The following is a 13,239-nucleotide window of genomic DNA, read 5'->3' on the forward strand; positions in this document are numbered from 1 at the left end:
TGGACACGCTGGCCACCGTGACCATGCCGGCCCTCGACGCGAGCGTGGCGCCGATCGTCTACGCGGTGCCGATCCAGCTGCTCGCCTACCACACCGCCGTCATCATGGGCAAAGACGTCGATCAGCCCAGGAACCTCGCCAAATCCGTCACCGTCGAGTGAGGGTGGGAGCGGCGTGAGGGTGGGGACCGGGCGTATCCCGCCCGGCTCGATCCGGCTATCAGCCCGGCCATGCTCAGCTCGTCCCTGCCCGGAACCGCCTCCCTCCTCGCCCCCGACGACATCGCCCACGTCATCCAGGTGGCGCTCGCCCCGGCCTTCCTGCTGAGCGCGCTCGCGACCCTGCTCAACGTGTTCTCGACCCGGCTCGGGCGCGTGGCCGACAAGGTCGACTCCGCCGCGGCAGCCCTGCGCACCGCCGGCCCGGCCGAGGCCGCCGGGCTCTCGCGCCAGCTCGCCTTCCTGCGCCGCCGCTCCTTCGTGCTCGACGGCGCGGTGGTGCTTGCCTGCACCGCCGGGGTCATGACCGGCATCGCGGTGCTGACGCTGTTCGTGGGCGCGCTGCGGGATGCCGCGACCGCCTCGGTGCTGTTCGCCTGCTTCGGGGTGGCCCTGGTCTGCACGGTCGCGGCGCTTGCCGCCTTCCTGGTCGAGATCCTGCTGGCCGGGCGCGGGATCCGCGACGCGGTCGACCGCCAGCAGGTCCACGCCTCCGACCGCGGCGCGGACGCTCGCCCTTGAGGCGGGCAAGCGCAGCCGCTACCTCTCGGGGGTCGGCCCGAGCGGCCGTCGGTCGGACAAGGGCAGCCGTGGCCCCACCCATCCCGCCGCTTCCGGAGATCGATCCCGGCGCCCCGCGCAAGCGCGTGAGCGCCCGCGGGCGCCTGCGGACCTACTTTCTCACCGGCATCATCGTGGCGGGGCCGCTCGCCATCACCGCCTACCTGACCTGGTGGTTCATCGCGCTGATCGACGGCTGGGTGAAGCCGCTGGTGCCGGCGAGCTACCTGCCGGACCACTACCTGCCCTTCTCGATCCCGGGGATCGGCCTCGTCATCGCCTTTCTGGCGGTGACGCTGCTGGGCTTCCTCACTGCGAACCTCGTCGGGCGCTCGGTGATCGAGTTCGGCGAGGTGCTGCTCGCCCGCACGCCGGTGATCTCCGGGCTCTACCGGGGCCTGCGCCAGATCTTCGAGACGCTGTTCTCGGCCAACGGCACCTCGTTCCGCACGGTCGGCCTCGTCGAGTTTCCCGTGAAGGGCACGTGGTCGGTGGTCTTCCTCTCGGCGCCAGCGGCGGCCGAGGTGCAGGAGGCGCTGCCGCGCGGCGAGGGCGCGGGGCACGATTACGTCGGGGTGTTCCTGCCCTGCGCGCCGAACCCCACAACGGGGTTCTTCTTCTACCTGCCGCGCACGGACATCATCGAGGTCGGCATCAGCGTGGAGGACGCGGCCAAGCTCGTGATGTCGGCCGGCGTGATCCAGCCGGAGGACCCGCAGGGTCGCCTGCATGCGATGGCGGCGACCTTGCGGGCGGCGCAGCAGGGGCAGGGGGAGACGCGACCGGAGGCCGAGCGGCAGGACGCCTGAGCCGGGTAGCCGGCAGACGCGCGGCCCCGATGTCCGGCCCAGCCGCAGCGGGCCGGGCGTAAAAGAGGCTTATGAAAAGAGGCTTACGAGGCGCTCGCGGTGATCACCGGCGCCTTGGCGACGGGCGCGCCGCGCTGTCCGCCCATCCAGCCCGTCGAGGTCTCGGCGGCGAGCAGCAGGGCCAGCGCCAGAGCGAGACCGTTGGCCGCCATGAAGAGCGGGCGGGACGCGGCGCGCACCGTCTCGGCGGTCGATTGGGCGGCCGGGGCCTCGGCGGCGACGCCGTCCGAGATCGGCAGAAGCCACGCCTCGTGCGCGGTCCAGCCCTCGGAAGAGCCCGGGAGGCCTTGGAACGGTCCGTTGAGCATCGGCTTGCCCTCCGTCTTTTCGCTGTCGGTTCCCCATGGGTTCAGGAAACCGTTCATCTCGAGTTAAGGTTGGAGCCTGAACGCTGCAAGGGATCATGCCCCCATAGCGCCCCCGGCACAAGCCGGAATCTGAACGCCACCTGAACCGCAGGGTCGCAGGAAGCGTTCCGTGCTGCGTATTCATTCCGCGTTCACGAGGCCGCGAGAGGGTCGCGGCGTGGCTTTTCCGGGGCGCGGGCGTTCCGGCTCGTCTCACCCCGCCTCGAGCAGCCGGATCGCGGCCTCGCGCTCGAACAGGTAGAGCAGCACCCGCAGCGCCTGCCCGCGCGAGCTGCGCAAGGAGGGATCGCGCTCCACCACCATGCGGGCGTCGTCCCGGGCCGCCTCCAGGAGGTTCGCGTCGCTCTCCAGGCGGGCGAGGCGGAAGGCCGCCACGCCGGACTGGCGCGTGCCCAGCACCTCGCCCTCGCCGCGCAGCTTGAGGTCCGCCTCGGCGATGCGGAAGCCGTCCTCGCTCTCGCGCATCATCTCGAGCCGCGCCCGCGAGACTTGGCCCAGCGGTCCGCGGTAGAGCAGCAGGCAGGAGGAGGCCGCCGAGCCCCGCCCGACCCGGCCGCGCAGCTGGTGCAGCTGAGCCAGTCCGAAGCGCTCGGCGTGCTCGATCACCATGATGCTGGCCTCCGGCACGTCCACGCCCACCTCGACCACCGTGGTGGAGACGAGGAGCTTGGTCTCGCCGGCCTGGAAGCGGGCCATGGCGGCATCCTTGTCGGGGCCCGGCATCTTGCCGTGGATCAACCCGACCGCGTCGCCGAAATACTTGCGCAGGTCCTCGAACCGGGCCTCGGCGGCTGCGAGGTCCACGAACTCGGATTCGGCCACCAGCGGGCAGATCCAGTAGGCGCGCTCGCCCCGCTCGAAGGCGCGACCGAGCCCCGCCACCACCTCGTCGATCCGGTCCACGGACAGCGTCACCGTGCGGATCGGCTGGCGGCCGGCGGGCTTCTCGTCGAGGATCGAGACGTCCATGTCGCCGAAGAAGGTGAGCGCGAGCGTGCGCGGGATCGGCGTCGCGGTCATCACCAGGAAATCGACCGCCTCGCCCTTGGCGCCGAGCGCGAGGCGCTGGTGCACGCCGAAGCGGTGCTGCTCGTCCACCACCGCGAGCCCGAGATCGCGGAAGACCACCGCCTCCTGGAACAGCGCGTGGGTGCCGACGAGGATGTCGATCTCCCCCGCCGCGAGGTCCTTCAGCGTGGCGCGGCGCTCGGCGGCCCGGTCGCGGCCGGTCATCAGGCGCAGGCGCAAGGGGCCGGCAAGCGGCGCCAGACGCTCGTAGTGCTGGCGGGCCAGGATCTCGGTCGGGGCCATCAGGGCGGCCTGCCGCCCGGCCTCGACGGCCGACGCCATGGCGAGCAGGGCCACCGCGGTCTTGCCCGAGCCGACGTCCCCCTGGAGCAGGCGCAGCATGCGCCGGTCCGAGCCGAGATCGGCGCGGATCTCGGCGACCGCCCGCGCCTGCGCCCCCGTGAGGCCGAAGGGCAAGCCGGCCTCGATGCGCTGGCTCAAGGCGCCGTCCCCGGCGTTGACGCGCCCCGCCTTGCGGCGCTGGCGGGCGCGCAGCAGCGCGAGCGCGAGCTGCGAGGCCAGGAGTTCGTCGTAGGCCAGCCGCCGCCGCGTCGGCGTCGAGGGCGGCGGCTGGAGCGGGTCGGTGGCCTTCGGCGGGGCCTCCCTGGGCCGGTGCTCGGCGGTCAGCGCCTCGGCGAAGGGCGGCCAGGTGTTGCGCGCGAGCCAGGCGGGATCCTGCCACTCGGGCAGGACCGGCAGGCGCTCCAGGGCGGCCACAGCCAGCTTGCCGATGGCCCGCGAGGTCAGGCCCTCCGTCGCCCCGTAGATCGGCTCGACCGGGGGCAGGGCGGCCAGGCCCTCGGCGTCCATGATGCGGGCGGGATGGACCATCTGGCGGTGCCCGTCCCAGAGCTCGATCTTGCCCGAGACGTAGCGGTGGGCACCGAGGGGCAGCATCTTGGCGATGCGGGGGGCCGGCATGCCGAAGAACACCAGGGTGATGTCCCCGCTCTGGTCCTCGGCCAGCACCCGGTGCGGGCGCCGCCCGGCGCCGGGCATCGGCGGACGGTGCTCCACCACGGTGACGCCGAGCGTCACCGGCTCGCCCGGCGGCGCCTCGGCGATCGAGCCCTTCATCTGGCGCGACACGCCCCCGTACGGCAGGTGGAACAGGAGGTCGACGATGCGGGCCGGCTGCTCCGGCGTGCCGAGCAGCCGCTCGATCATCGGCGCCATCTTGGGGCCGACGCCGGGCAGGCCGCGGGCCGGGGCGAAGAGCGGGTCGAGCAGGCTCGGGCGGAGGTCGGGCGTGTCGTCGGTCATCGGGCGGGGAGGGTAGGGGGACGCGCCTTACTATCGATTGCCGGCCGCCCCGTCCCGGCGCCGACGCGTCGCGCTCGCATCTGGCGGCCGGAGACTCTACATGAGCGGGCGACCATCACTGGCCCAGGATCGTCCGATGTCCGGCACCACCCGCTCCAGCGCGGATCTCGACCCGCGCCGCCGCCGCACCCTCTACCGCGCCTGGCACCGGGGCATCCGCGAGATGGACCTGATCATGGGCCGCTTCGCCGATGCGGAGATCGGCACGCTCTCGGAGCAGGAACTCGACGCATTCGAGGCGCTGATCGAGGTACCGGATCGCGACCTGTTCCGCTGGCTCACCGGGGAGATCCCGGCGCCGGAGAACTACGACACTGCGGTCTATCGGCGCCTGAAGGCCTTCCACAAGCACGACGCGCCGATCCACGGGTGAGGGCGCAACGCTCTCCCCTCCGCGGGGGAGGGTGCCGAACGAAGTGAGGCGGGAGAGGGGACGACGTTTCCGGACAGAGTGCTGTCAGCACGGCAGGGCTCTTCCGGGAGCCGGGCTCCCCTCTTGCGGGACTTCGTCCCGGCCCGACCCGGCCTGACGGCCGGCCCACCCTCCCCCGCAGAGGGGGAGGGAAGGCGCGGAACCAGATAAGAAGACCTCCTCGGACCTATGGCCAAACTCCAGCCCAAATCCCCGGCACCCGCCCCGAAGCCGCAGGTCGCGCGCTTCGCCCTGCCGAAATCCGCCCCTCTCACCAAGGCGATCGAGGCGCTCAAGGCCGGCGACAGCCCGGTTCTAGCCGGCGTGCCCGAAGGCTTCGACGCCCTCGTGGTGGCTGATCTTGCCCGTGCCCTGTCGCGGGGCCACGAGGGTCCGGCGGTGCTCGTCCACGTGGCGCGCGATTCCGGGCGCTCGGCCGCCTTCATCAGCGCCCTGCGCTTCGTCGCCCCCGAGATCGAGGCGATGAGCGTGCCGGCCTGGGACTGCCAGCCCTACGACCGCACCTCCCCCACCGCCGCCGTCTCGGCCCAGCGCATGACCGCGCTCTCGCGCCTCACCCGGGCGCGCTCGACGGAGGAGGCGCCCCGCATCCTCTGCACCACGGTCAACGCGCTCGTGCAGCGCGTGCCCCCGCGGGACCGCATCGCGATCGAGACCTTCTCGGCGGCCATCGGCAACGTCGTACCGATGGACAAGGTGGTTGCCTGGGTCGAGGCCAACGGTTTTTTGCGCACGGGGACGGTGCGCGACACCGGCGAATATGCGGTACGCGGCGGCATCCTCGATCTGTCGCCGCCGGGGCTCCCGAACCCGATCCGCCTCGACTTCTTCGGCGACACGCTGGAATCGATCCGCGCCTTCGACCCGGAGACGCAGCGCACGGTGGGGCAGCTCCGCTCCCTCGACCTCGTGCCGATGAGCGAGGTGCAGCTCACCACCGAGACGATCCGGCGCTTCCGCCAGGGCTACCTGACGAGCTTCGGTGCCGCGACCCGCGACGACCGGCTCTACGAGACCGTGAGCGAGGGCCGGCGCTACAGCGGCCTCGAGCACTGGATGCCGCTCTTCTACGACCGGCTCGACACCCTGTTCGACTACGTGCCGGGCGTGCCCCTCGTCTTCGACCCGCAGGTCGAGGACGCCGTGGCGGAGCGGATCGCCCTGGTGCAGGACTACTTCCAGGCCCGCGAATCGGCGCTGAAGACCCCGCAGGCGGGCGTGGCGCCCTACAAGCCGCTGCCGCCGCGCGCGCTCTACCTCACCCCGAACGAGTGGAAGGAGCGCGTGGGCACCGCCCGCACCGTCCAGCTCAGCCCATTCTCGGAGCCCGAGACCCCGGGCCGCGCGGTGATCGATTGCGGGGCGAAGCAGGGCCGCAACTTCGCGCCCGAGCGCCAGAGCGAGAGCACGAGCGTATTCGACGCCGCGGTGGCACATATCCGCGAGCTTCAGGGCTCCGGCCACCACGTGATCCTCGGCGCGTGGTCCGACGGCTCGCGCGACCGGCTCTGCGGCGTGCTCAGCGACCACGGCTTCCGCAAGCCCGTGGCAATCACCCGGCTCACCGACGTCTATGCGCTCAAGCGCGGCACCGACGCCGCGGTCGCGGTCTGGGGCCTGGAGGCCGGGTTCGTCGCGGGCGAACTCGCGGTCGTCTCCGAGGGCGACATCCTGGGCGACCGGCTCGTGCGCCAGAAGCGCAAGGCCAAGCGGCCCCAGGACGTGATCCTGGAGGTGCAGGCGCTCCAGCCCGGCGACCTCGTGGTCCATGCCGACCACGGCATCGGCCGCTTCGTCGGCCTCAAGACGATCACGGCGGCCGGCGCCCCGCACGACTGCCTGGAGCTGCAGTACACCGGCGGGCTGCTGCTGCTGCCGGTCGAGAACATCGAGCTCCTGACCCGCTACGGCTCGGAGGATTCGGAGGTCGCGCTCGACCGCCTCGGCGGCGGCGCGTGGCAGGCCCGCAAGGCCAAGATGAAGCGCCGCATCCTCGAGATGGCGGGCGAGCTGATCAAGGTCGCGGCGCAGCGCTTCGTGCGGCAGGCGCCCCGCCTGCACCCGCCGGACGGCCTCTACGGCGAGTTCGCGGCGCGCTTCCCCTACGACGAGACCGAGGACCAGGCCAACGCCATCGACGCGGTGCTCACCGATCTCAACGCGGGCCGGCCGATGGACCGGCTGGTCTGCGGCGATGTCGGCTTCGGCAAGACCGAGGTGGCGCTGCGCGCGGCCTTCGCGGCGGCGATCTCCGGCAAGCAGGTGGCGGTGGTGGTGCCGACCACGCTCTTGGCCCGCCAGCACTACCGGACGTTTGCCGAGCGCTTCAAAGGCCTGCCCATCCAGGTGGCCCAGCTCTCGCGCTTCGTCTCCGCGGGCGAGCTGAAGCAGACCCGGGCGGGGCTGGCCCAGGGCACCGTCGACATCGTGGTCGGCACCCACGCGGTGCTCGCGAAAAACATCGCGTTTAAGGACCTCGGACTGATCATCGTGGACGAGGAGCAGCATTTCGGCGTGGCCCATAAGGAGCGGCTGAAGGCGCTCCAGGCGGATGTCCACGTGCTCACGCTGTCGGCGACCCCGATCCCGCGCACGCTCCAGCTCGCCATGACGGGCGTGCGCGAGCTCTCGATCATCGCCACGCCCCCGGTCGACCGGCTGGTGGTGCGCACCTTCGTGACGCCGTTCGACCCGCTGACCATCCGCGAGGCGCTGCTGCGCGAGCGCTACCGCGGCGGTCAGGCCTTCTACGTCGTCCCCCGGATCGAGGACCTCGCGGAGGTCAAGAAATTCCTCGACGCGGAGATGCCCGAGATCAAGGTCGCGGTGGCCCACGGCCAGATGGCGGCGGGGCAGCTGGAGGACGTGATGACGGCCTTCTACGAGGCCAAGTTCGACGTGCTGCTCTCCACCACGATCGTGGAATCGGGCCTCGACATCCCGACCGCCAACACCCTGATCGTGCACCGGGCCGACATGTTCGGCCTCTCGCAGCTCTACCAGCTCAGGGGCCGCGTCGGCCGCTCGAAGGCGCGCGCCTACGCGCTGTTCACCACGCCGGCCAACCGCCAGCTCACCGCCCAGGCCGAGCAGCGCCTGAAGGTGCTCCAGAGCCTCGATACGCTGGGCGCGGGCTTCCAGCTCGCCTCCCACGACCTCGACATCCGCGGCGCCGGCAACCTCCTGGGCGACGCGCAGTCCGGCCACATCAAGGAGGTGGGCTACGAGCTCTACCAGCAGATGCTGGAGGACGCGGTGACGGCGCTCAAGGCCGGCATCGAGGACGTGCCGGAGGAGGCGTGGTCGCCCACCATCGCGCTGGGTGCCCCCGTCACCATCCCGGAGACCTATGTCGAGGATCTCGGCGTGCGGCTTGCCCTGTACCGGCGGCTTGCCACGATCGAGAACGACGCCGAGATGGAGAGCTTCGGGGCCGAGCTGATCGACCGGTTCGGGCCGCTGCCGCCGGAGGTGGAGCAGCTCCTGAAGATCGGCACGATCAAGCTCCTCTGCATGGCGGCCAACGTCGAGAAGGTGGAGGCCGGGCCGAAGGGCGTCGTGGTCCACTTCCGCGAGCGCAGCTTCGCCAACCCGCAAGGCTTGGTGGCCCTGGTCGCCGAGCAGGGCTCCTTCGCCAAGGTGCGGCCGGACATGAGCGTGGTCTTCATCCGCGAGCTGAACACCATCCCGGCCCGCCTGAAGACCGCGACCGAGGTGCTGCGCAGCCTGGCCAGCATCGCCCGCAAGGCGAAGAAGGCGGCGTAGGTCCTGGGATCCCAAAGGGCCCAAGGCCCTTGGGCGGGGTCCGGGGCGCGCAGCCCCGGATTTGACCTCTGCCCCCGGCTCTGCCGGGGGCAGAGGTCAACAGCAGGGCTCTGCCCTGCACCCGCCAAAGGTCTCGACCTTTGGGATCCATGACCGCCGCGGCGTCGGCGCACCCGCGACAGGACCCGTGCGCGGTCCTATCTGACAGCGTAAGACGCCGCGTTCTTCACCGGAGGCCTGCCCCGTGACCGATACCCGCACCGAGGTCGCCGTCGTCGGCGCGGGCGCCGCCGGGCTCGCCGCGGCGCTGGCGCTGGCGCAGGCCGGCGTCCCGACCGCCCTCGTCGGGCGGCACGCGCCGGTGGCGGACGGCCGCACCGTGGCGCTCCTCGACGGCTCGGTGCGCTTCCTCGCGGCGCTCGGCGCCTGGGCCCCGCTCGCGCCCCAGGCCGCGCCGCTCGCCGTGCTGCAGATCGTGGACGACACGGGCAGCCTGTTCCGCCCGCCGCCCGCGCGCTTCCACGCCAGCGAGATCGGGCTCGACGCCTTCGGCTGGAACGTCGAGAGCGCCGGCCTCGTCGAATCGCTGCGCGCCCGCGCCCGGGAGACGCCGAACCTCGCGCTGATCGAGCGGGACGCGGACGCCTGCCGGGCCGGCGAGGCGGAGGCCCGCCTGACGCTCGCCGGGGGCGGCACGGTCGCGGCCCGCCTCGTGGTGGCGGCGGATGGCGCCCGCTCGCGCCTGCGCGCGGGCAGCGGCATCCCTGTCCGCGACTGGTCCTACCCGCAGGCCGCGCTCACCACGATCCTGGCCCACGACCGGCCGCACCGGGACGTTTCGACCGAGTTCCACACGAGGAGCGGCCCCTTCACCCTGGTGCCGCTGCCGGGCGGCCACCGCTCCAGCCTCGTCTGGGTCACGGACACGGAGCGGGCCGAGGCGCTCTCCGCCCTCGACGACGCGGACCTCGCTCAGGCGATCGAGACCCAGGCCAAGGGCATGCTCGGGCGGATGCGGATCGACGGGCCGCGCGGCCGTGTGCCGATGCGGGGGCTCGCCGTGGCGAGCCCCGTGGCGCACCGCCTCGCCCTGATCGGGGAGGCGGCCCACGTCTTCCCGCCGATCGGCGCGCAGGGCCTCAACCTCGGGATGCGCGACGCCGCCGCCCTGCGGGACGCCGTGCGCCGGGCCGCGGCCGACGGGCGCGACCCGGGCTCGCGCGCGGCGCTGGCGGGCTTCGCCCGGGACCGCCGCCGCGATGCGGCGCTCCGCACCGCGGCGGTCGACGGGCTCAACCGCAGCCTGCTCTCCGCGCTGGCGCCGGTCGACGCGCTGCGCGGCCTCGGCCTCGTCGCCATGCAGGCGATCGGGCCGCTCCGCCGCGCGGTGATGCGGGAGGGCGTGCTGCCGCGCTCGAGCGTGCCGGAGCTGATGCGGGCGGGGCGGTGAGCGCGCCTCGGGCGCGCGGCACCCGCGCCCTCACCGCCGCGCGAAGGTCTGCGGCGTCTCGCCCTGCGCGGCCGGTCCGGCCTGCCCCGCGAAGGCGTCGCCCGCGCGGCCGAGGCGCTCCCCATGGGCATAGAGCGCCTGCATGTAGCGCTGGTCGAAGGGCCCCGGCGCGGTCGCCGTGAAGCGCCCGTCGATCTCGGCGACCTGCAGGTCGAGACCCGCCCGGCGGCCGAAGGCGCCGGAGAGCGCGAGCGCGTCCTGCAGCTGCGCCTTGATCGCCGCCGACATCGCCCGGCCGAGCACCGAGAGCGTGGTCGCCCGCGCCATCTCGAAATGCGGGCGCGTGCTGTTGTTGACCACCACGTAGACCGTGCGCGCGGGGATGCGCACGAGCTGCGCGCCGGTGAGCGCCGCGGTCAGCGCGCGCTTCGGAGCGAGGTAGAACGGCGCCGTGGTGCCGCCGTCCGCGTGCAGTTCCCGGATCGTGCGCCCGTCCGCCAGGGTGCCGGCGATCTCGACCGGCGGGAACACCCCCGGCACCGCCGAGGAGGCCAGCACGATCGACCGGAACAGGCCGAGCGCGCGCGGATCGGCGCCCTTCGGCCCGGCAGAGGCCGCGATCGCGCCCATGTCCCAGAGGACCGGGCGACCGCTGTCGATCTCGGTGGTGGCGACCAGAAGGCGGCGCCCCTTCGCCTGTTCGGCCGCGACCGCCTGCAGGAGCTCGGGCGTCACGGCCTTGTCGATGCGGCGCTTGAGCGGCCACGTATCGGTCAGCGCCACGTCCGAGCCGCCGAACTCGAACACGTCCGCGGCCGTGATGGTGGTGTAGGCCTCGCGGAGCGGCGCGTCGCCGGATTTCCCGATGAAGGCGAAGGGCGCGATCAGCGCGCCGGTGCTCACCCCCGTGATCACCCCGAAATTCGGCCGGGTGCCGGCCGCGCTCCAGCCCGCCAGCAGGCCCGCCGCGAAGGCGCCGTCCTCGCCGCCTCCCGAGAGCACCAGCCAAGGCTCGCCCGCCGCGGAGGCGTCGTCGATCAGGGCCTGGAAGGCCTGCGGCTCGTCGCCCGGGATCCGCACCGGGCGGCTGAGCCCGGCAGGCCGGGCCGCATCCATGTCCTCGGCCGTGAAGGCCGCGCGCGCGCCGGACTTCTCGGCCGTCCTGTCGGAAGGCTTGACCGTATTCGGGCCGGCAAGAGCAAGATTGGGAAAGGCAGCGGACAGCACGGATGCCGCCGCAAGCGCCACGATGGGCCGCCGTGTCAGTCCGGACATGGCTCGTGTCCCGTATCAGAAGTGCCCGCCTCGCACGAAGAACGCCACGACTATTGTCAAGTTCCGATCCAACCGCCGAGGCGGCTGCGATGCGGTGCGGGCCGGCACCTCACCCGCTCCCGGGCCCACTGCCGCCTCATGGCGGGCCCGCGCGGAGAACAGGACGAAGGGACGGGTTTACCTGGGCCCAAGCCTCGCCATAACGGGGACAGCAAAGAATTCGGGAGAGACGATCCATGAAACTGCCGCGCCGCTTCTTCCAGCCGCTCGCCACCGGCGCCCCGGCCCCGTTCCGCGACCTACCGGTGCGGCTGGAGCGGATGATCCACTTCGTACCGCCGCACGTCGAGAAGGTCCGCGCCCGGGTGCCGGAGCTCGCCGGCACCGTCGATGTGGTGCTCGGCAACCTCGAGGACGCGGTGCCGATGGACCAGAAGGAGGCGGCCCGCAAAGGCTTCGTGGCGATGGCGCGCGCGACCGATTTCGCCGCCACCGGCACCGGTCTCTGGACCCGCATCAACGCCCTCAACTCCCCCTGGATTCTCGACGACCTGTTCGAGATCGTCGCCGAGGTCGGGGACAAGCTCGACGTGGTGATGGTGCCGAAGGTCGAGGGGCCCTGGGACATCCACTACATCGACCAGCTCCTCGCCCAGCTCGAGGCGCGCCACGGCGTCACCAAGCCCATCCTGGTCCACGCCATCCTGGAGACGGCCGAGGGCGTGGCCAACGTCGACGCCATCGCGGCGGCCTCGCCGCGCATGCACGGCATGAGCCTGGGGCCGGCGGATCTGGCGGCCTCGCGCGGCATGAAGACCACCCGGGTCGGGGGCGGCCATCCGGAATACCGGGTGATCGCCGACCCGGCGGGCGACGCCGCGCGCGTCTCCGCCCAGCAGGACCTCTGGCACTACACGATCGCCAAGATGGTCGACGCCTGCATGGCGAACGGCCTCAAGGCCTTCTACGGCCCCTTCGGCGACTTCTCGGACGGCGCGGCCTGCGAGGTGCAGTTCCGCAACGCCTTCCTGATGGGCTGCGCCGGCGCCTGGACGCTCCACCCGAGCCAGGTCGCCATCGCCAAGCGGGTCTTCGCGCCGGACCCGGACGAGGTGGCCTTCGCCGCCCGCATCGTCGCGGCCATGCCCGACGGCACCGGCGCGGTGATGCTCGACGGCAAGATGCAGGACGACGCCACCTGGAAGCAGGCCAAGGTGATCGTGGATCTGGCCAAGCTCGTCGCCGCCAAGGATCCGGAATTGGCCGCGATCTACAAGCTGGATTGAGAATCCCGCGGCTCCCGAAGGGTCTCCGGGCCCTTCGGCGGGGTTCGGGGAGCCCGCCCCGAGGCTTCTCCAGGGCCGGGATCAGGAACCTTGCCCGAGGTCCCGGCCTCTCCGCGGCCGCGGATGCGGCCACGGGGCCCGATGACAGAGCGGCGGGTTGCGCCTATCTGACGCTGTATGACGCATCAGGACACGAACACGGATCAGACGACCGGGGGCCCGGCTTTCCGCATCGCGAAGTTCGGTATCGGCGCGGTCGTGCGCCACCGGATCTACCCGTTCCGCGGCATCGTGTTCGACGTCGATCCGGTCTTCGACAACACGGAGGACTGGTGGCTCGCCATTCCGGAGGCGGTGCGGCCGCGCAAGGACCAGCCCTTCTACCATCTGCTCGCCGAGAACGCCGAGACGGAGTACGTCGCCTACGTCTCCGAGCAGAACCTCCTGCCCGATACCTCCGGCGAGGCGCTCCGCCATGCCGGCATCGGCGAGATGTTCGTGCGCGACGACACCGGCATCTACCGCGTGCGGGACCGCGCCCCGAACTGATCGCTCCGGCCCGGACGGCTCTCGCGCATTTCCCAGCCCTCTGGGGGAAACCGCGCGACATGAAAAAGGCCGGG

10 protein-coding genes are annotated in these 13,239 nt (G+C 72.4%); 7 read left to right on the forward strand and 3 right to left on the reverse strand.

The window, feature by feature from the left end; all coding sequences use genetic code 11:
* Positions 1-230: 230 nt before the first annotated feature.
* Positions 231-740, forward strand: a complete 510-nt coding sequence (locus MFF54_RS19755) for a DUF2721 domain-containing protein (RefSeq protein WP_238304690.1) — start codon at positions 231-233, stop codon at positions 738-740.
* 68 nt (positions 741-808) lie between these two features.
* Positions 809-1,588, forward strand: coding sequence for a DUF502 domain-containing protein (locus MFF54_RS19760; protein ID WP_238304691.1), 780 nt, complete (start codon positions 809-811; stop codon positions 1,586-1,588).
* Positions 1,589-1,671: 83 nt separating this feature from the next.
* Here MFF54_RS19760 and MFF54_RS19765 read toward each other — a convergent pair whose 3' ends face one another.
* Together MFF54_RS19765 and recG are read right to left on the reverse strand one after the other, a co-directional pair.
* Positions 1,672-1,956: a hypothetical protein gene (locus MFF54_RS19765; protein ID WP_238304693.1), complete on the reverse strand. Its 285-nt coding sequence runs from the start codon at positions 1,954-1,956 to the stop codon at positions 1,672-1,674.
* A 252-nt stretch (positions 1,957-2,208) separates the two neighbouring features.
* The gene (recG, locus tag MFF54_RS19770; protein WP_238304695.1) at positions 2,209-4,347 is read right to left on the reverse strand and encodes an ATP-dependent DNA helicase RecG; all 2,139 of its coding nucleotides are present in this window, start codon (positions 4,345-4,347) and stop codon (positions 2,209-2,211) included.
* A gap of 136 nt (positions 4,348-4,483) precedes the next feature.
* Here recG and MFF54_RS19775 point away from each other — a divergent pair, with 136 nt between their 5' ends.
* The 3 genes from MFF54_RS19775 (at position 4,484) to MFF54_RS19785 (ending at position 10,055) form a co-directional block, all read left to right on the forward strand.
* Positions 4,484-4,780, forward strand: a complete 297-nt coding sequence (locus MFF54_RS19775; protein WP_238304698.1) for an FAD assembly factor SdhE — start codon at positions 4,484-4,486, stop codon at positions 4,778-4,780.
* 228 nt (positions 4,781-5,008) lie between these two features.
* Complete coding sequence (mfd, locus tag MFF54_RS19780; RefSeq protein ID WP_238304706.1) at positions 5,009-8,605, forward strand: transcription-repair coupling factor; 3,597 nt, start codon at positions 5,009-5,011, stop codon at positions 8,603-8,605.
* A gap of 244 nt (positions 8,606-8,849) precedes the next feature.
* Positions 8,850-10,055: a UbiH/UbiF family hydroxylase gene (locus MFF54_RS19785; protein WP_238304716.1), complete on the forward strand. Its 1,206-nt coding sequence runs from the start codon at positions 8,850-8,852 to the stop codon at positions 10,053-10,055.
* Positions 10,056-10,085: 30 nt separating this feature from the next.
* On the opposite strand, the gene MFF54_RS19790 is transcribed toward MFF54_RS19785, so the two are convergent.
* Entirely contained in the window at positions 10,086-11,330 is a 1,245-nt protein-coding gene (locus MFF54_RS19790; protein WP_238304723.1) for a patatin-like phospholipase family protein, read from the reverse strand.
* Positions 11,331-11,566: 236 nt separating this feature from the next.
* Here MFF54_RS19790 and MFF54_RS19795 point away from each other — a divergent pair, with 236 nt between their 5' ends.
* Positions 11,567-12,616 carry an HpcH/HpaI aldolase/citrate lyase family protein gene (locus MFF54_RS19795; protein WP_238304725.1) on the forward strand — a complete coding sequence of 350 codons (1,050 nt, stop codon included), beginning with the start codon at positions 11,567-11,569 and terminating at the stop codon, positions 12,614-12,616.
* 177 nt (positions 12,617-12,793) lie between these two features.
* Complete coding sequence (hspQ, locus tag MFF54_RS19800) at positions 12,794-13,165, forward strand: heat shock protein HspQ (RefSeq protein WP_238304735.1); 372 nt, start codon at positions 12,794-12,796, stop codon at positions 13,163-13,165.
* Positions 13,166-13,239: the final 74 nt, after the last annotated feature.

Origin of the sequence: Methylobacterium gregans (assembly GCF_022179245.1) — a bacterium.
Classification (GTDB): Bacteria; Pseudomonadota; Alphaproteobacteria; order Rhizobiales; family Beijerinckiaceae; genus Methylobacterium; species Methylobacterium gregans.

Bases quoted from the DNA above. Each gene is read 5' to 3' on its own strand.
- MFF54_RS19755 (WP_238304690.1), top strand. From the start codon at position 231: ATGCTCAGCTCGTCCCTGCCCGGAACCGCCTCCCTCCTCGCCCCCGAC.
- MFF54_RS19765 (WP_238304693.1), bottom strand. From the start codon at position 1,956: ATGCTCAACGGACCGTTCCAAGGCCTCCCGGGCTCTTCCGAGGGCTGG.
- recG (WP_238304695.1), bottom strand. From the start codon at position 4,347: ATGACCGACGACACGCCCGACCTCCGCCCGAGCCTGCTCGACCCGCTC.
- MFF54_RS19775 (WP_238304698.1), top strand. From the start codon at position 4,484: ATGTCCGGCACCACCCGCTCCAGCGCGGATCTCGACCCGCGCCGCCGC.
- mfd (WP_238304706.1), top strand. From the start codon at position 5,009: ATGGCCAAACTCCAGCCCAAATCCCCGGCACCCGCCCCGAAGCCGCAG.
- MFF54_RS19790 (WP_238304723.1), bottom strand. From the start codon at position 11,330: ATGTCCGGACTGACACGGCGGCCCATCGTGGCGCTTGCGGCGGCATCC.
- MFF54_RS19795 (WP_238304725.1), top strand. From the start codon at position 11,567: ATGAAACTGCCGCGCCGCTTCTTCCAGCCGCTCGCCACCGGCGCCCCG.
- hspQ (WP_238304735.1), top strand. From the start codon at position 12,794: ATGACGCATCAGGACACGAACACGGATCAGACGACCGGGGGCCCGGCT.